At 74.9% G+C, this 18170-nt stretch carries 14 protein-coding genes; 9 read left to right on the forward strand and 5 right to left on the reverse strand.

Features of this window, described 5'->3' with window-relative positions:
* Positions 1-17: 17 nt before the first annotated feature.
* Both WMF36_RS19230 and WMF36_RS19235 read right to left on the reverse strand, forming a co-directional pair.
* Positions 18-2468: a DEAD/DEAH box helicase gene (locus WMF36_RS19230; RefSeq protein WP_437581071.1), complete on the reverse strand. Its 2451-nt coding sequence runs from the start codon at positions 2466-2468 to the stop codon at positions 18-20.
* Between the two features lie 39 nt (positions 2469-2507).
* Complete coding sequence (locus WMF36_RS19235; protein ID WP_437581072.1) at positions 2508-3041, reverse strand: hypothetical protein; 534 nt, start codon at positions 3039-3041, stop codon at positions 2508-2510.
* A 229-nt stretch (positions 3042-3270) separates the two neighbouring features.
* Here WMF36_RS19235 and WMF36_RS19240 point away from each other — a divergent pair, with 229 nt between their 5' ends.
* Positions 3271-4746, forward strand: a complete 1476-nt coding sequence (locus WMF36_RS19240; protein WP_437581938.1) for a hypothetical protein — start codon at positions 3271-3273, stop codon at positions 4744-4746.
* 15 nt (positions 4747-4761) lie between these two features.
* Here WMF36_RS19240 and WMF36_RS19245 read toward each other — a convergent pair whose 3' ends face one another.
* Positions 4762-5640 (reverse strand): hypothetical protein, encoded by an 879-nt coding sequence (locus WMF36_RS19245; protein WP_437581073.1) that lies wholly within the window; start codon positions 5638-5640, stop codon positions 4762-4764.
* 325 nt (positions 5641-5965) lie between these two features.
* Here WMF36_RS19245 and WMF36_RS19250 point away from each other — a divergent pair, with 325 nt between their 5' ends.
* The 3 genes from WMF36_RS19250 (at position 5966) to WMF36_RS19260 (ending at position 10765) form a co-directional block, all read left to right on the forward strand.
* A complete protein-coding gene (locus WMF36_RS19250; protein WP_437581074.1) occupies positions 5966-7420 on the forward strand; it encodes a TolC family protein in 1455 nt (484 codons plus the stop codon).
* Positions 7421-7554: 134 nt separating this feature from the next.
* Entirely contained in the window at positions 7555-9144 is a 1590-nt protein-coding gene (locus WMF36_RS19255) for a 3,4-dehydroadipyl-CoA semialdehyde dehydrogenase (RefSeq protein ID WP_437581075.1), read from the forward strand.
* 64 nt (positions 9145-9208) lie between these two features.
* Complete coding sequence (locus WMF36_RS19260) at positions 9209-10765, forward strand: protein kinase domain-containing protein (RefSeq protein ID WP_437581076.1); 1557 nt, start codon at positions 9209-9211, stop codon at positions 10763-10765.
* Between the two features lie 28 nt (positions 10766-10793).
* Here the strand turns inward: WMF36_RS19260 and WMF36_RS19265 are convergent, their stop codons facing one another.
* Entirely contained in the window at positions 10794-13499 is a 2706-nt protein-coding gene (locus WMF36_RS19265; protein WP_437581077.1) for a dynamin family protein, read from the reverse strand.
* 304 nt (positions 13500-13803) lie between these two features.
* Positions 13804-14076 carry a hypothetical protein gene (locus WMF36_RS19270; protein ID WP_437581079.1) on the reverse strand — a complete coding sequence of 91 codons (273 nt, stop codon included), beginning with the start codon at positions 14074-14076 and terminating at the stop codon, positions 13804-13806.
* Positions 14077-14318: 242 nt separating this feature from the next.
* On the opposite strand from WMF36_RS19270, the gene WMF36_RS19275 reads away from it, so the two are divergent.
* The 5 genes from WMF36_RS19275 to WMF36_RS19295 all read left to right on the forward strand — a co-directional run bounded on the left by WMF36_RS19275 (position 14319) and on the right by WMF36_RS19295 (position 18080).
* Positions 14319-14558, forward strand: a complete 240-nt coding sequence (locus WMF36_RS19275) for a hypothetical protein (RefSeq protein WP_437581080.1) — start codon at positions 14319-14321, stop codon at positions 14556-14558.
* The gene (locus WMF36_RS19280) at positions 14543-15007 is read left to right on the forward strand and encodes a hypothetical protein (protein ID WP_437581081.1); all 465 of its coding nucleotides are present in this window, start codon (positions 14543-14545) and stop codon (positions 15005-15007) included. Before WMF36_RS19275 ends, WMF36_RS19280 begins: the two co-directional genes overlap by 16 nt.
* Positions 14980-15813 (forward strand): WD40 repeat domain-containing protein, encoded by an 834-nt coding sequence (locus tag WMF36_RS19285; protein ID WP_437581082.1) that lies wholly within the window; start codon positions 14980-14982, stop codon positions 15811-15813. The genes WMF36_RS19280 and WMF36_RS19285 overlap by 28 nt, the downstream gene beginning before the upstream one ends.
* A 172-nt stretch (positions 15814-15985) precedes the next feature.
* On the forward strand, positions 15986-16573 hold the full coding sequence (locus WMF36_RS19290; protein ID WP_437581083.1) for a Uma2 family endonuclease: 588 nt from the start codon (positions 15986-15988) through the stop codon (positions 16571-16573).
* A 499-nt stretch (positions 16574-17072) separates the two neighbouring features.
* A complete protein-coding gene (locus WMF36_RS19295) occupies positions 17073-18080 on the forward strand; it encodes a hypothetical protein (protein WP_437581084.1) in 1008 nt (335 codons plus the stop codon).
* The last annotated feature ends 90 nt before the right edge of the window (positions 18081-18170 follow it).

The raw sequence follows: 18170 nt of genomic DNA on the forward strand, positions 1-18170 counted from the left end.
CCGGCGGCGCGCCGCGCTCAGGCGTCCTCCGCCACCTCTTCGGCGCTTGACGTGCGCTCCCGAGCCTGCTCCGCGCGCGCCTCCTTGCCCGCGATCGTCGCGCCGTTCAGCGCCGCCACGACCCGCGCGAGCTCGGCCTTCGGGACGCTGACGAACGCGTTGCGCTCGCGCACCCGGATGCGCCGGATGTCGCCCTTGGACATCCCGGCCTGCTCGATGAGCACGCGCTGGAAATCGGCCGCGCGCGCGCCGTCGCGGCGACCCAGGTTGATGAAGACCTCGACGAACTCGCCGTCCGCCTCGTCGCGCGAGGGCTCGGCGCGCGGCGCCTCGCCGGGCTCGCCGCTCTCGATCTCGACCGCGGGCTCGCCGGGGGGCGAGGGCGCAGCGCTGCTCACGCTCACGCGCTCGCGATCGCCGCCGCGCGACGCGGGCGAGCCGGGCGGCGGGGACGGCGGCTCGCCGAGGATCGGCTCGTCGTCGCCCTCCTCCTCCGGCGGCTGCCACATGGTGAAGTCGGCATGGCGGGAGAACGGCTGGCCCGGCGCACCGCCCTGAGGCCGGCCAGGTGCGGCGGCGACGCCGGCCGCGGCGGGGCCTCGGCGCGCCGACAGCAGCGTCGCGGTGCCGGGACGGTCGCGCAGGCGCTCCGCCGGGCCGCGACCCGGCGCGCCCTCGCCCCGCGGCGACTCGAGCCGCATCAGCGGCTCCGGCCGCGTGAGCGGCTCGACCGAGACGGGCCCCTCGTCGCGCGCCCTCGTCACCTCGGGCCGGCGCGGCTCGAGCCGCAGATCGTCCCCGGCCGGCGCGTCCGCGCCGCGCGGCCCGCGTCGCCCCTCGTCGCGCCGGGGGCGCAGCGATCTGCGATCGCGCTCCCGCGCGCGGTCCCGCTCACCCTCGCGCGCGAGATCGCGCTCGCTGCTGCGCTCCGTCTCCGGCGGACGCGGATCGGCGGAGTCGGCCGCGCGCGGGATCGCGTCGCGCGGCGCGCGCCCTTCGCCCCGCGCGCTCGCGCGCGCCGCTGGCTCGGGCCTGGTCGAGGGCTCGGCGCCCTCGCGCGCCGCCGCGCGCTGCGGCGGCTGGGCGCGCCGCGCCGCGCTCGCTTCCTCCTGCGCCGTCGGCCGCGCGCCGAGGTGGTCGCGCAGGAGGCCCGCCACGATCGCCTCGGCCTGGTCGTGCGTGAGCAGCCGGCGCGCGAGCGAGAGATCGGCGGGGTGCGTGCCCTTCGGCAGGAACGCCTCGGCGAGCATCGCGACGAGATCGGCCTCGGCGCGCGTCTTGAGCTCCCCCTCCGTGGGGAGCTGCTTCTCGAGCGGCCGGATCTTGTACGTCAGCCGGAGGATGTAGAGCGGCCCGACGTCCTGCGGCGTGATCAGCGCGATCGCCGTGCCGGTGCGCCCCGCGCGGCCGGTGCGGCCGGTGCGGTGCACGTACCCCTCGGCGTCCTGCGGGAAGTCGTAGTTGATGACGTGCGTGAGGTGCGAGATGTCGATGCCGCGGGCCGCCACGTCGGTGGCGACGAGGAAGCGCAGGCGCCCCTCGCGCGTCGCGCTCATCACCTTCTCTCGATCCGACTGCGGCAGATCGCCGTTCAGCCAGTCGGCGTCGTAGCCCTGGCGCTTCAGCGCCCCGGCGACGGCCTCCGTCTCGTCCTTTGTGTTGCAGAAGACGACCGCGTTCTCGGGGTTCTCGACCTCGATGATGCGGATCAGCGACGTCAGCTTGTCGCCCGTGATGAGGTAGACGTAGTGCTGGATCTGGAGCGCGCCGACCGCGTCGCCCGAGAGGGTGATGAACTCGGGCGAGCGCAGCTTGCTGCGCGCGATGCGCTCGATGTCGGGCGGGAGCGTCGCCGAGAACAGGAGCGTCTGCCGCTCCGGCGGCAGCTCGGCGAGGATCGCGGTGAGCTCGCGCTCGAAGCCCATCGAGAGCATCTCGTCGCACTCGTCGAGCACGAGCAGCCGGATGTGCTTGGCGACGATGGTCCCGCGGCGCAGGTGGTCGAGCACGCGGCCCGGCGTGCCGACGATGACCTGCGCGCCGGCGGCGAGCGCGTCGATCTGCCGCTGCATCGGCGCGCCGCCGTACACGGCGACCACCTTGATGCCCTTGCGCTTGCCGAGGCGCTCGACCTCCGTGGAGACCTGGACCGCGAGCTCTCGCGTCGGGCACAGCGCGAGCACCTGCGCCTGCGCGAGCGAGCGCTTCACGGCGTGGTCGACGATCGGGAGCCCGAAGGCCGCCGTCTTGCCGGTGCCGGTGCGCGCCTGCACCACCGCGTCGCGCCCGCGCGTGACCGGCTCCCACACGGCGAGCTGCACCGGCGTCGGGTGGACGTAGCCAATCTCCGCGAGCGTCTCGCGCAGCTCGGACGACAGGGGCAGCACATCGAATGTGGGAAGCGGCTGGGGCTTTTCGCCGGTCGGCGCTTCACCCGCCACTGCGGCAGGGGGAGAAGGAACGGTCATGTCGGTCATATCGTCCTGCGTGATCGCCGCGTCGGGGTATTATCTCGGGGACACGGGCCCAAGCTGGCCATCGACGATCGCCCGGACCCGACGCCGTAGCGGAGCCAGATCGCCTGCCTCGCGCCGCGCTGCGTGCTCCTCCGCATAGCGGAGCCGCTCGATGGCGTCGAGAGCGCGCTCGTTCTCCGCGGAGCCCCGGCACGAGGCGGCGACTCCGTCCCGGTAGGTCCACTCCGGAGCGAGCGTGCTCCGGAACCGGGCGAGGGCGGCGTCCTCCCCGTCGGTCCCGGGGGCGGCCTCCCTGGCGCGCTCGACGGCCCGGACCAGCGCCAAGAGGCCCTCCTCGCAGCTCCCGTAGGGCGACGGCGCGGCCGGCAGGAAGAAGACCTGCCGGATCAGCTGGAGGGTGCACGAGACGATGATGAGCGCGGCGAAGCTGTAGTAGGCGACCAGGGCGATGCGCCGGCCGCGGGCGCGAGGCCCGCTGGGGCGCCGCCGCCCGCCGGGCGATCGCGCCTCGGTCCCTGGCACGGCCGGGGCAGGAGCGATGGGCGCGGGAGCTTGGGCGGGCATGAGAGCTGCGATTCCTTGGGCGGGAAGTGGTGCGCGGGTGGCGCGCGGCCAGGCGCGCGGGCCGCTCTTCATTATTTCGTTTAGGTTGTGAGCCGGGGAGCCCTGGAGCCCGGCCCGGCCACCGCAGGTCGGGCTCGCTTCCGCGGTCCCTTCCATGCGGGCCAGTGCTATCACCTCGCCGCGGGCGCGACGAGATGCTGTTGGACCGGAGCAGCGCGAGGTGACCGAGATGACCGCGGCGCGCTGTGCCGCCCGCCGCCCCGCTGCGGCGCTCGCTGCGATGGCCCTCGTCCTCGGCCCGCCGCAGGCCGCGCCGGCCCAGCCGCTCCGGGACAACGCCTACACCATCGACCTCTTCCAGGGGCCGATCCTGGCGCCGCTGCGTGTGACCGGGATCGCCGGCGCTTACGCCGGTTACGCCGAGGGGATCGCCGGTATGGTGGCCAACGCCGCCGCGCCCGCGGTCCGCGAGCCCTTCAGCGTGAAATGGCTCGAGGCCGACGTCGCCGCGTCGATCTCGATACCCATCGAGCTCTTCGAGAACAACGACTTCGATAACAGCGGCGACATCGACCTCGACTACTCGAACTTCGTGTACCTGACCCTCGGCGGCCAGCTCCAGGCGGGCGATTTCGGCGTCGGGGTCAACGCCGAGCTGCAGCGGTACTCGTTGAGCGACGCCGACGGGGTCGAGACCACGGTCGTGACCGGCAAGTACCATTTCCTCGGCGGAGTCCGCCTGCTCGGCGACGCGCTCGTGCTGGGCGCCGGCGCCCGCGCGGTGACGCTCAGCCTCGGCGCGGAGCAGAGCGACCTGACGATCGCCGGCATCGCCCCGGAGCTCGGGATGCTCCTCCGCCCCGACTGGGCGTCCTACCGGCTCGGCGCCACGTTTCGCTTTCCGGTGAACGCGGGCCGGCTGCTCGGCGAGGACGTGGTCGTGGACGGGCAGGTCTGGCGCGCCGGCGGGCTGATCCTGCCGGACGAGGTCGTCCTCCCGTGGGAGCTCGAGATCGGGCTCGCCGTGCAGGTCGGGCCGCGGCCGCTCAACCCGGCGTGGATCGACCCGCGCGATCAGGAGCGGGAGCTCCGCGACGCGATCGCGCGCCGGCGGGCCGCGCGGGAGGCGCAGCGGGAGCGCGAGCTCGGCGCGATCGCGGAGCCGGAGGAGCGCGCCCGGCGGGAGCGGATCTTCGCGCTGGAGCGCGCGCGCGAGCGCGAAGCCGACGAGCGCGAGCTCGCCGCGGGGCCGGACGTCCTCGAGAGGGAGCGGCGCGCCCGCTACTGGAACTGGCCGCGCGAGCACCTGCTCATCACCGCGGAGCTCCTCGTCACGGGCGCGGTGTCGAACGGGGTGAGCCTCGAGCACTTTCTGGCGCAGCACCAGTCGGAGCGGGAGAACGACGCCTCGGTGGTGGGCACCTCGGGCGCGCACGTGAGCTTCTCGCCGCGGTTCGGGATCGAGACGGAGCCGATCCCGGGCCGCGTGCACACGCGGTTCGGGAGCTACTACGAGCCGAACCGCTACGGCCGCCTGGGGAGCGGGCGCCTGGGACGGCAGCACTTCACCTTCGGCGCGGACCTCCGCGTGCTGTCGACGACCCTCTGGGGGCTGCTCCCCGAGGTCGCCTACACGCTGCAGGCGTCCATGGACTTCGCGCCCCGCTACGACAGCGTGAGCGCCGGCATCGGCGTCTGGCACTGAGCGCCGCGCGGCGGCTCACGCCGAGAGGGCGCGCTGGCGGTGCTCCGCGAGGAGCACGCGGAGGTGGCTCATCCGGGCGGGGTCGCGCTTGCCGAACTCGTCGAGCGCCGCGGCGACCGCGACCGGAGCGCCGCCGCGGGGCTCCTTCCGGAGCGCCCGCGCCGCCAGCGCGAGCGCGCGCGGGCGCAGCACCTCGTCGATGCAGAGCCGCACGGGCGGAGGCCGCCACGCGGCGTCGCGGTAAGCCCCCGGCCGCGCGGGCTCCACGACCGACGCGAGGCCGTCCGCCTTGGCCTGCATGGCCGAGAGGAGCTCGCGCTCGATCGCGCTGCCCTCCTCGCGATCGCTGGAGCGCTCGATGGTGAAGATCGCGTGGGGCGCGCCGCGCCGCGCGCCGCCGAGCCAGTCTTTACGCCACCGCACCGCCGTGGCCCTGCTGATGGTCGCCTCGCCGCGCGCGACGAGGCCCGTGAAGGCGCTGAGCATCAGCACCTCGAACGGCGAGAACGCGTCGCGGCCCTGCGCGCCGGCGATGCGCGAGAGGTTCGCGGCGACGACCGGGAGCCCCGCGTCGATGGCGTCCGAGGAGCAGAAGAGCGTCGAGCCCGCGCTCGTGGGGCGGAACTCCGTCAGGCTCACGCCCTCGCCGGCGCCGTACCATCCGAAGAGCGTGCTCACGGTGCCCCAGCGGGCGCCGTCGGCGGAGCAGTACGACCACGTGGTGCCCCAGAGATCGAACAGCGAGCGCACGATCCACCGCGAGAGCTTCATGCCGACCGCCAGGATCGCGACGAACAGCGTCGCGGAGGCGAGAGAGCTGTCCGCGGACTCGGCGAGGCCGGTCAGGAGCAGCAGGTAGAGCGCCGTGTACGCAAGCAGCAGGCCGCTCGTCATCGCGCTCAGGAACAGCTCGATCCTCGGCGAGGCGCCGTGCTGTTCGGACCGTCGCCACACGGCGCGGTGCGGAGGCTCGCCGCAGCGGGCGCAGGGATCCGCGGCGCCGCCTCGCCGCCTCTTTCCACAGCCGAGGCAGATGTCATTCGGGGGCAACCGGCTTGGCATCGGTGATCCAGAATAGTGGCGCATCCGTGTTCCGTCGCCATCACTTGGCCTGCCCCCTGGCCCTCACCTACGGTTTCGCACACGCGCGCAGGCCCGGACCCAGCCCCCGTCCGCTTCGGGCTTGTCGTCGCGCGATGGACAGCGCATCGAGTCGCGCATGCCCCGTCGCCGGCTCCGCATGGTCGCTGTCCGCACCCTCGCCTTCCTCGCCCTTCATCAAGGCGTCGCCCTCGCGCAGCCGGCGCCTCCCCCGGGCCGACCGGGCCAGCAGGCCCCCGCGGCGGCGGCCCCCGCGGCGACGCCGACGCTGCGGCGCATCGAGGTGAACGACCCGACGCTCGCGCCCGTCCCGCCGCCGGCGCGCACGCTCACGAGCTGGAACGAGGCGCGCGCGATCATCGACCAGCGCTCGGTCGATCTCGTCATCGCCGTGCAGGAGGTCGCCCGCGCCGAGGGCATCGCGCGGCGGGCGCTCGCCGCGGCGCTGCCGAGCCTCGACGCGACGGGCAACCTGAACCACCGCCTCGCGGGCGACGAGACGATCGTGGGCGCACCGGCGGGCCCGACGCCCACGGGCCCCTCGCTATCCTATGACTTTCCGACCAGCGCCTCGGCGTCGCTGAGGCTCAGCCAGCCGATCCTCGCCCCGCGCGCGTGGTACGGCATCGGCACCGCCAACCTGTCGGTCGAGGTCGCCAAGCTGAGCCTTGAGGATCGCCGCCGCGTCATGGTCGGCGCGGTCGCGGACGCCGTCGTCTCGATCGTCACGGCCGAGCGGGTCAGCGAGGTCAACCGCGTCGGGCTGCGCAGCGCGCTCGAGCTGCTCGAGCTCACGCGGCGCCGGGAGCGCCTCGGCACCGGCACCAAGCTCGACGTGGTCCGCGCCGAGCAGGACGTCGCGCTCGCCCGCGCGACGCTCGTCACCGGCGACGAGTCGCTGCGCAGGTCGCGCGAGGCGCTCGGGGTCGTGCTGGGCGAGCGCGGCGAGGTCGGCGTCCCGCAGACCTTCTCGCTCAACGGGATCGCGGCGGAGATGCAGGCGCAGTGCGCCCAGGGGCGCTCGGATCAGCGCGCCGACGTCCGCGCGGCCCGGGCCGAGCTGGAGATCGCCGAGCGCAACCTCACCGACGTGAAGCTCGCGTTCGCCCCGTACGCCGAGCTGTCGAGCACGCTGCAGACCCAGACCCAGTTCGGGAACGATCAGGGCATCAGCCGGCGGTCGTGGGACTGGTCCATCAGCGCCGTGCTCACCATCCCCATCTGGGACGGCGGCGCGCGCTACGGCGATCTCCGGGTGAACCGGGCGCTTGTCGAGCAGCAGCGGGCGCGCATCGGCCTGGCGGAGCGCGCGGCCGAGCTCGATTCGACGCAGGCGGTCCGGAGCGTCGTCGTCGCCGAGCAGGCGCGCGCGGTCGCCGAGCAGTCGCGCGACCTCGCGCGCGAGACCGCGCGCCTCACGCAGGTCGCGTTCGAGGCCGGCACCGTCACGAGCTTCGATCTCGTCGAGTCCGGCCGCAGGCAGCGCCAGGCCGAGATCGACCTGGCGGTGCGGGAGTTCGAGGTGGTGAAGGCGAAGATCTCGGCGCTGCTCGCGTCCGCCTCGTGCAAGTAACCTCGCGCGTGGAACGAAGCGGCGCGAGGGGACGCGCGACGCGGCCGCGCGCGTGCTCCACGCAACCGGCGAGGCGGCGATCCGTCCCGCGTGGGGGTTGTGCCGAGCGACCGCGCGAGTAGGCTACGCGCCCCATGGAGCGGCTCGAGAGCTACGTCGAAGGGCAATGGATCGCCGGTCAGGGAGCGCCGCGCGCGCTCGTCAACCCCGCGACAGAGGAGCCGCTCGCCGAGACGAGCACGGACGGGCTCGACCTCGCGGCCGCGGTGGCGTTCGCGCGCGCGCAGGGCGGGCCTTCCCTCCGCGCGCTCACGTTCGCCGAGCGCGGCGAGCTGCTCCGCGCCATGTCGCGCGCCGCGCACGCGCACCGCGACGCGCTCATCGACGTCGCCATCCAGAACGGCGGCAACACCCGCGGCGACGCCAAGTTCGACGTCGACGGCGCGATCGGGACGCTCGCCTACTACGCCGACCTCGGCGCCCAGCTCGGCGACGCGCGGCTGCTCGCGGACGGCGAGGGCGTGCAGCTCGGACGCTCGCCGCGGTTCTTCGGCCAGCACATCCTCGTCCCGCGCCCCGGCGTCGCGGTGCACATCAACGCCTTCAACTTCCCCGCGTGGGGGCTCGCCGAGAAGGCCGCCTGCGCGCTCCTCGCGGGCATGCCCGTCATCACGAAGCCCGCGACGAGCACGGCGCTCGTCGCCTTCCGGCTGATGAAGATCTTCACCGAGCGCGCCCCGCTCCCGCGCGGCGCGCTCTCCTTCGTCGCCGGCCCGCCGGGCGACCTCCTCGCGCACCTCGGCGGCGAGGACGTCCTCGCGTTCACCGGATCGAGCGCCACCGGCGCGGCGCTCCGGCTCCTGCCGGGCCTCGCGCGGGAGAGCGTCCGCGTGAACGTGGAGGCCGACAGCCTGAACGGCGCGGTCCTCGGCCCCGACGCCGCCCCCGGCTCCGAGACGTACGCGATGTTCCTCCGCGACGTCGCGCGCGACATCACCCAGAAGGCCGGCCAGAAATGCACGGCGATCCGGCGCATCTTCGCGCCCGCGGCCGTCGTCGACGCGGTGCGCGACGACCTCGTCGACCGCCTCCGCGACGCGCGGGTCGGCGATCCCGCGCAGGACGGCGTCACCGTCGGTCCGCTCACCACGGCCGAGCAGCTCCGCGGCGTGCGTGCGGGCATCGAGCGCCTCGCGGCGGGGGCGTCGGTGGCGCTCGGCGGGACCGGGCCGTTCGAGAAGATCGGCGTTCCCGACGGCAAGGGGTACTTCGTGCCGCCGACGCTGCTCGTCGCGAGCGGCCCCGACGGCGCGCCCGCGGCGCACGAGCACGAGGTCTTCGGCCCCGTCGCCACGCTCTTTCCTTACGACGGCGGCGCGGCGCACGCCGTCGCCCTGCTGCGCCGGGGCCGCGGGAGCCTCGTCTGCGCCGTCTACAGCGACGACCGCGCCTTCGCGGCGGAGGTGCTGCTCGGCGTCGCGCCGTACCACGGCCGCGTCCTGCTCGGCAGCGAGAAGGTCGCCGATCAGGCGCCCGGCCCCGGCACCGTGCTCCCCCAGACGATCCACGGCGGCCCGGGCCGCGCGGGCGGCGGCGAGGAGCTCGGCGGTCTGCGCGGGCTCCACCTCTACTCGCAGCGCACGGCGGTGCAGGGATCGCGGCCGATCCTCGAGGCGATCCTCGGGACGAAGGGGGACCCCCGACCCGCGCCGGCGAGGCCGTAGATCGCGAACGCCGGGGGTAGCCCTTCTAGAAGGACGCAGAGGACTCTATGGTGCAGTCTCGCTCATGAGCGCGGGCCCGGAACTCATCGGCCGAACCATCGCGGGGCGCTTCCGCGTCACGGGCTTCATCGGCGAGGGCGCGATGGCGGCGGTCTACCGCGGCGTTCAGGACGGCGAGCCGCGCGACGTCGCCATCAAGATCATGCACCCGCAGCTCCTCGGCGACGAGACGTTCATGACCCGCTTCTACCGGGAGGCGAAGGCGGCGTCGCGCCTCCGCCACCCGAACACGGTGCAGATCCTCGACTCGGGGGTGGAAGGCCACCTGCCGTACATCGTGATGGAGCTCGTCTCGGGGCAGGATCTGTTCGATGTCCTGCTCGCCGAGCGCCGCCTCTCCGAGGCCCGCGCCGTGCGGATCCTGATCGGCATCGCCGACGCCCTCGCCGCCGCGCACGCGCGGGCCATCGTGCACCGCGACCTCAAGCCCGAGAACGTGATGATCCTGCGGGATCCGGCGGATCCGTCGCTCGAGCGCGTGAAGGTGCTCGACTTCGGGATCGCGAAGATGGTCGAGGGCGGCACCCGGGCCGGCGACGACGGGCCGAACAGCGCGCCGATGAGCGTCTGGGGCTCGGTCACCACGGTCGGCATGGTCGTCGGCACGCCGGCGTACATGTCCCCGGAGCAGTGCCGCGGCGACGCCGTCGACGGGCGCAGCGACGTGTACGCGTGCGGGATCCTCCTGTTCCTGCTCGTCACCGGCCGGCTCCCCTTCCCGCCCACGTCCCTCGTGTGGGAGGTGGCCATGGATCACCTCCGGAAGCAGCCGCCCGCGCCGAGCCTGTTCCTGCCTCAGATCCACCCCGCGCTGGAGGCGATCATCCTCACCGCGCTCGCGAAGTGGCCGAGCCAGCGCCAGCAGGGCGCGCGCGAGCTGCGCGAGGAGCTCGAGCGGCTCCTGCCCCACCTGTCGGACGCGCTGCTCCCCGCCGCCCAGGCGAGCGCGCTCGCGGACGCGCCGACCGTCGAGTCGGCGATGCCGGTGTCGATCCGGAGCACGATGACGGCCGCGCCGCCGCTGCGCGAGGTCGATCTGCCGCCGCCGGCGCAGCGGGGCGAGGTGCTGGCGAAGGCCATGTTCCGCGAGGGCGCGTTCACGGAGGGGCCGGCGTCGAGCGCGATCTCGTCGCGCGCCGCGACGCTGCCGGGCGGCGCCCTCCGGCACGACCCGCTCGCCGGGCCGACGTCCGAAGACCTCTCGCGCACGCTCCCCCAGGCGCGGCGGATCGGCACCCCGTCGAGCGATCCGCCGGCGAGCGACGTCGTGATCCACGATCGCAAGGACTTCGCTCCGCTCTTCTCGCCGTCGGGCGCCCGCGCGCCGTCCCCTCGGCCGGAGGCGCCGCGCGGCCCCGGGGCGCCCGTCGCCGCCGCGCCGCCGCGGCACCCCGCGCGGCCCGCGGCCGAGCACGTCATCGAGGTCACGCCGCTCGTGGCCCGGCGGGATCGCCGGCCGCCCCCGCGCCCGACGGACCTGTGGCTGGTCCGGCTCGCGGTGCCGCTGGCGCTCGTGATCGGGCTGGCGCTCGGGGTGCTCGCGTTCTTCCTGAGCCGCTGACGCGGCGCCCCCTCGAGCCCGGCCGCGCTCAGGCGCGTGAGGCGTCGACCGACGCCTCGCGCGCCTCGAAGGCGGCGCGGAGCGCCTGCGCGCGCAGCTCGACCGCCGCCGAGGCCGGCGGCGGCACGGGCGCCTCCGCCTCGGCCGACAGCGCCATCGCGAAGGCGTCGATCGCGGCCTCGACCACGCCCTCGATCGAGCGCGCCGCGAGCTCATCGGGGGCGTCGTGCACCGCCACCATGCCCATCACGACCGCGCGCACGTGGGCCGCCGCCCGCGGCGACGGCGCGGCGCCCGCTTCTTCCACGCCGCCCTCGCTGTCGTCGTCGACGCCCCGCGCGCGGCGCGCCCCCGGCTCCACGCCCGCGTGCGCCGCCCGCGCGATCTCGGCCGACAGCGGCCAGCTCAGCCGCGTCACGAGCCGCTCCTGCACGTAGGCGCGGACGCTGGCGTCCGTGCGCTTGCGCTCCTCGGGCAGCGCCGCGATCGGGCGCAGGTCGGCCGCGAGCTCCCGGCGCGCGGGCTCGAGCGCCTTGTCGATCGCCGCGGCGATCGTCCGCCGCTCGCGGCGCAGGTAGGCCGCGCTCGCGCGGAGCCGGTCGGCCTCGGCGCGCGCCCTTCGCCCGGCCTCGCGGTCCTCCGCGGCGCGCGCCGAGGCCGCCTGCGCGAGCTCGGCCGCGATGCGGCCCGCCTTGCGCCGGAGCGCGCGCTCGCGGAGCGCGTCGCTCGCGTCGACGATCTGCTCGGCGAAGAGCGCCTCGACCTCGGCCCACCCCGAGGCCGCGAGCGCCGCCTCGTCGCCGAGCCGCCCCTTCAGCGAGAGCCGCGCCGAGAACGCGATCGGCGGCGTGAGCGAGGTGATGGCGCTCGCCGCCAGGCTGTCGCGCACGTGCGCGAGCACCGTCTCCAGGGCGTCGGGCTTGAGCCGGTCGGCCTTGTTCGCGAGGATCTGCACGGGCACGCCGAGCGCGCTGATCTCGGAGAGCACCCGCCGCTCCGACTCCTTCATCGCCTGGGGCGCGTCGAGCAGCCAGATGACGACGTGGGCCTCGTCGAACGCCCGCCGCGCCTCCGCGATGTGGTCCGGGTCCGGCGCGTTGAAGCCGGGCGTGTCGAGGATCTCGACGCGCTTGAGCCGCTCGATCGGCGCGTAGATGAAGACCCGCGCGACCTTCGCGCCGGAAGCGCCGAGCGCGCGCAGCGTGTCCTTCACCGCCGCGTGCGGCACGACGCGGTCCTGGCCGCCGCGCACGACGATGCGCGCGAACGGATCGGGCGCCCAGGCGACCCAGTGGAGCGTCGCGGTCGTCGGCAGGACGCCCGTCGGCGCCACGTCCTCGCCGAGCAGCGCGTTCAGGAACGTGCTCTTGCCGGCGTTGAACTCGCCGAGCACGGCGGCGCGGAGCGGGCGCTCGCGCTCCACCGCGAGGGCCTCGGTCGCCGCGAGCAGGTCGAGCCGATCGAGGCGCTTGGCCGTGCGCGCGAGCTCGCGCAGCACGTCGCCCCACGCCGCGGCGGCGACGCGGGACCCGGACGCGCCCTCCGCGGGGGAGAGCCACGCGCGCACGATCTCGCGGCGCATGTCGTCGGCCCACGCCGCGCCCTCGCCGGTCACCGCGTCGAGCGCGTCGAGCGCCTCGCTCCCCTGCCCCTCGGACGCCATGGCCGCGGCGTCGCGCAGCCGGACGAGGTCGGGCGGGAGCGGCGGCGCCGTCGCGCCGCGCACGTCCACGCCCGCCGCCCGCGCCGCGAGCGCGTCGAGCGCGCCGAGGTCGCGGGTCTCGACGGCCATGCGGAGCAGCGCCGCCGCGGCCGTGCGATCGCCGGCGGAGAGCCCGCGCGCGAGCGCTCGCCGCGCGTCGTCGCGCCGCCCCTCGGCGAAGGCGAACGCGGCGGCCCAGGTCGGCTCGTCGAGCGCGCCCGCGGCGCGGACGACGCGGCGCACGCGGTCGACGACGAGCACGTCGCGGGAGGCGGCGACGAGCGAGGCGCAGAGCTCCGCGGCGCCGGGGACGTCGAGCACGAGCGCCCGCAGCCCGAGGTCGAGCGCCCGCGTCACCTCGGCGGGCGGCAGCGCGGCCGCGGAGGCGCCCGGCGCGGCGCCCGCCTCGGCCAGCGCGAGCCGGGCCAGCACGAGGGCGGCGCGCCCCTCGATCGCGGTGGGCTCGCCCAGGATCTCCGCGGCCGCGCGCGCGCCATCGAGGTCGCCGTGCGCGAGCGCGCACTCGGCGCGGCGGAGGGCGGCGTCGCGGTCGGGCACGGTGGAGAGCGGCGCCGGGATGCGGTCGAGCCAGCGCTGCGCGCGGGCCGGATCGCCGGCGGCGAGGTCGAGGTCGCAGAGGTCGAGCAGCGCGAGCCGCGCCGCGTCGCGCTCCTCGGGCGCCGCGGTGGCCCGCTCGAGCGCGTTGCGCGCGCCGTCCCAGCCGACGCGCTGCCCTGCGCGCCCGAGGCGGAGCCACACGTCGGCGCGCCAGGGCACGCGCTTCGCGAGGTCGGTGAGCGCGGTGACGACCTCCTGGTCGAGCCACGCGTCCTCCGCGGCGTCGGCCCAGAGCGCGAGCCCGACGGCCGAGTCGGGCAGGACGGAGAGGATGCCGCGGGCGTGCTCGCGCGCCTCGAGCGGCATGCCCTTCGCGAGCGCGGCCTCGGCGGCGCTGCGCTCGTTCTCGAGGCCGAGGGCGAGGATCTCGACCCGCCCGAAGAATCGATTCAGCGCCTCGACGAGCCTCGCCATGGGCGGGATGAAAGCCTTGCGGGAGGGCGCTCGTCCAAGAAAATCGGCCAGGTCGCGGCCCGGGCGGGAGGCGTTCGGGGTGCAGCTCGGGTCGCCCGTCGTGCCGGGCGGGACGAGGCCTCGCCCGCGCGATGGCGCGCGCGCTTGTTTGTCAGAGTGGCCCGGTGCCGCCGAACCTCTCCACAGGGCGCGTCGACGCGCTGGTCGTGACCGCGCTGCAGGACGAGCTCGAGGCGGTGCTCGCGCTCGGCGAGGGCGGCCGGGACGGCTGGCGGGAGGCGCGGGATGCGGCCGGCTTCCCGTACTACGTCCGCGAGCTCCCGAACGACCGCGGCCAGCCGCTCCGCGTCGCCGCGGCGTGGTCGGGGCGGATGGGCGAGAGCGCGGCGGCGGCGAGGGCGCAGGGGCTCATCGAGAGGAGCTCGATCCGGGGTGCCTCGCGATGTGCGGCATCTGCGCCGGCAAGCGCGGCGAGGTGTCGCTCGGCGACGTCATCGTTGCGGATCGGGTCTACAGCTACGACGAGGGCAAGCGCGTCGCCGCGTCCGCCGGGGGCGGCGCCGGCGAGTTCTTCCACGACATCGAGACGTACAACCTCGAGCGGACGTGGAACATGGACGCCGCGCTCTTCGCGCGCGAGTTCGAGCGGCAGGCGGCGCTCGCGGCCGAGCGCCCGCCGCCTGCGGCGTCGCAGGCGTGGTGGCTCCGGCACGCGCTCTACGCGAGCCAGGTCGAGGGGGGCCGCCGCCGGTCTCGCGGCCGGAACGCCGCTTCCCTGCGCGCGCGGCGGGCCGCCACGCGGATCCGCACGGCGACGAGATGCTCTTGCCGGGTGAGGGGCGCAGCGACGACTTCCTCTCGCGCGTCGAGCGCGTGTGCAGGCTGCGCGAGCCCGACCGGCGCGAGGATCCCGGCCTCGTGTCCACGCTGGTCTACGGCGGCGAGCCCGCGCCGGAGGAGCTCGTCCGCTACGCGAGCGCGCCGCGCGTGCGCCTCGTGCGGTTCCTGGAGTACCAGGGGCTCATCGATTTCCGCGGCTACCTTTGCCGACGGAGCTGATCGCGGCGCTGCAGGAGCTCGGGCGGCACGAACTCGACCTCGGGGTGACGGAGCACCAGATCGGGTCGGGGACGCTGCTCGTGTGGGACGACCAGGAGAACTTCCGGTTCATCCACCAGTCGGTGCTCGAGTGGCTCGTGGCGCGGGAGGCGGCCGAGGAGGCGCAGCGCGCCGGCGGGGCGGCGGCGCTCGCGCAGCGGGAGGTGAGCGACCTGATGGCCGATTTCTTCGGGGCGCTCGCGGGGCGCGAGGCGGCGGCGGCGTGGGCGCGGAAGGCGCTCGGCGGGGCGTTCGGGGCGGTGGCGTCGGGGAACGCGCTGCGGATCGACGGGCGGATGCGGCTCGGCGTGAGCGAGCGGATGAACCTCGCGGGGATGGCGCCGTCCGGCTCTGGCAGGTCACCACATGCCACGAGCTCAGCGTGCTTCAGGGCCACGCGCATGGGGTGACTGCTGTGGCCTTCTCTCCTGAAGGCGACAAGCTGGCCTCGGGCTCTATTGATGAGACCGTGCGGCTCTGGCACGTGCCTTCGGGTCACGCGCTGTGCGTGCTGGAGGGCCACGCAGGGTCGGTGACGAGCATGGCGTTCAGTCCCGACGGGATGCTGCTGGCCTCCGGCGCGCACGATCGCACGGTCCGGCTCTGGCACGTGCCTTCGGGCGACGCGGTGCGCCTGCTGGAGGTCGACTCAGCCGCGGTGACGAGCGTGGCGTTCAGTTCCGACGGCGTGAGGTTGGCGTCCGGCGAGTCCGACGCCGAGATCCTCCTGTGGCATGCAATCACGGGCGTTCTGATCGACCGCTTGCAAGGTCATTCCGGCCTGGTCACGAGCGTGGCACTCAGCCCCGATGGCGCTCTGCTTGCATCGAGTTCGTACGACACCAGCGTTCGCCTGTGGGATATGGCGACCTGCAAGGTTGCGTGCGTGCTGCGGGGGCACTCCGGTTTGGTCATGAGCGTGGCGTTCTGGTCCGATGGCGCGACGCTCGTCTCGAGCTCCACCGATGGCACCCTTCGCCTCTGGGACGTGCGCACCGGCGCTTGTCTCGCCGTGCTCCTCAAGCTCCCCGAGGGCTGGGTCGCCTTCCGCCCCGACGGCCGCTACAAGCTCGGCGGCAACATCGCGGGCGGCTTCTGGCACGCCGCCAATCTCTGCCGCTTCGAGCCGGGCGAGCTCGACGCGCTCATCCCCGGCCTTCGCATCCCGGACGACGAGCCGCTGCTCCCCGTGCGGCCGGCGCTCGGCCGGGACTGAGCGCGAGGTTGACGAGGGGCCGGCCGGCGCCGGCGAATCCCGATCGATGGCGCGTACGTCTTCCGGATCCGCAGCTCCGAGGGGCGTCGCCTCTTGGCCGGCCGCAGCCGCGGTCGTGTTCGCGCGGCGCGCTCCGGGTGAGGTAAGCTCCGTGTGACCTGGGAGCCCCCTGATGAGCCTTGCCCGAAAGCTGGATCGCCCCGCCACGAGGGCGGACCTCGAGGCGCTGCCCGACACGATGCGCGGCGAGATCATCGACGGCGACCTCTACGCCTTCCCCCGCCCGCGCGCCCCGCATGGCAGCGTCGAGACCAGCATCGCCACCGACCTCCACGGCCCATTTCAGAAGCGGCGCAACGGCCCCGGGGGCTGGTGGATCCTCGTCGAGCCGGGCATCGAGCTCCCTCGCGCCCCGGAGATCTCGCCGGGCGTCGCGGGGTGGCGGCGCGAGCGGCTGCCTCGCCTGCCCGTGAAGGAGTCCATCCGCGTCGTGCCGGACTGGGTCTGCGAGGTCCTGTCTCCCCGGACGCGTGCTCATGATCTCATCGTCAAGCGACGTTTCTACGCCGAGATCGGCGTGAGCCACCTCTGGTACGTGGATCCCGAGGCGAGGTCGCTTGCGGTCAGCCGTCTCGTCGACGGCAGATGGCTCGAGCTCGGCGTCCACGGCCCGACGGAGCGCGTGCGCACCGAGCCCTTCGAAGAGGTGGAGATCGAGCTCTCCCTCTGGTGGGAGGACCTCGATCTCGAAGGCGATTGAGCGCTCCACGTCCGATCGACCGCTGGATCGCGAGCCGTCCCGTCCGGCATACAGAGCGACCTCGGCGGCGGCTACTGGCAGCTCAGGGGCGGAGCCTTCACGCTGTTCGTCGTCGAGATCGACGCCGCGGCAGAGGCGGAGGATGACGATCAGCTACGCTTGTTCGGGCACGGCGAGGCCCGGCCTACCCGCCGGCTCGGACGCGGCCCCCCAAGCCCGGCCACGGATTGCCCGTCGCCTCGGAGACAGGTTTGTAAGCTAGATTGCGCCTCCACCGCCAGACGGGACGCTGCGCTGAAAGCACGGCGACGCCGGGCGCGTCGCTTCGGCCGGAGGACGGCCGGAGGACGCAAATCGCGCCTCCGGCGCCGGGGCCGCGGCGCGGGCACGATTTCGCCGGTGCTCGCGAGGTGCGGAGAGTGCGGTCGGATTGAACAGATCGCCCGCTCCATGGCACGGTCGCCGGCTGGACAAACCGCGCGCACGCGGAGGGAGACCCATGGGCGGAAACAAGGACAGGAAGGCTGGCGCGAAGGACGCGAAGGCCGGCAAGAGGGATGGCGAGAAGGCTGGCGCGAAGGACGCGAAGGCCGGCAAGAAGACTGGCGCGAAGGCCGGCAAGAAGGAGGCACGGAGCGCGCGCAAGAGGGCTCGGGCGGGCGTCGATCCCGCGGTGCTCATCGCGGAGGCCCGGGCGGACGCGTTCACCGACGAGGCCCCCGAGCGCGCCTTCGCGCACTTCCGGCCGCTCGCCGAGCGCGTGCCGGCGGCGGATCTGCCCATCTTCACCGGCCAGCCGCTGCTCATGCGCGCGAACGTCAGGACCGCGCTCGACGCGCTCGCGCCGCACCTGCCGGCCGCCGTGAGCGCGCTGCGCGAGCCCAGGCTCAAGGAGGTCTTCGAGCTGCCAGCCCTGGTCATGGCGCTCGACTTCAGCGCGGCGCGCGTGCCGGTCGCGACGCTCAGCGCGGGCGAGATCGACAAGATGCTGGCCGAAGGCGCGCCGTGGCGCGAGCTGATGCTGAGCTACCTCGAGGTGGCGTCCCACCCGCTGCTCGGCCTGCTGCCACGCGAGCGCGTCGCCGCCGTGCGCGCGGGCTCGGGCAAGCTCGACAAGGCGCGCGACTTCGTCGCCCTCCCGGGGCTCTTCGCCGAGTTCTCCGGCGCGCTCGCCGGAAAGCACCCGTTCCCTGCCGACCAGATCGACCTGCTCGCCACGCTGGGCGGCGCGCTCGTGCAGCAGGTGCGCCCGGGCAACGCCGCCGCCGCGGTGCCGAAGCGCACCGGAGAATCGATCCTGCGCGACCGGATCGCGGCGCTCGTCGCCGAGCGCTACGACCACCTCCAGGTACTCGCGGCCGTCGCGCTCGGCAAACGCAAGGCCGACGAGCTGCTGCCCGCGCTCCGCGCCGCGGTCGCGCTCGGCAGCAACGGCGCGGCCGCGGCGCCGGAGGACGCGCCGGCCGAGGCGCCGGTGGGCGCGCCGGCCGAGATGACGGACGGATGACCGGGTGAACGATGTGGAGGGTGCGGCGCGCGTGCGCCGTGCGCTGCGCCCCCTCTCCGTCTCGATCAGGCCGTGCGGCGGCGCGACGAG

The organism is Sorangium sp. So ce887 (genome assembly GCF_051521455.1).
Lineage (GTDB): Bacteria > Myxococcota_A > Polyangia > Polyangiales > Polyangiaceae > Sorangium.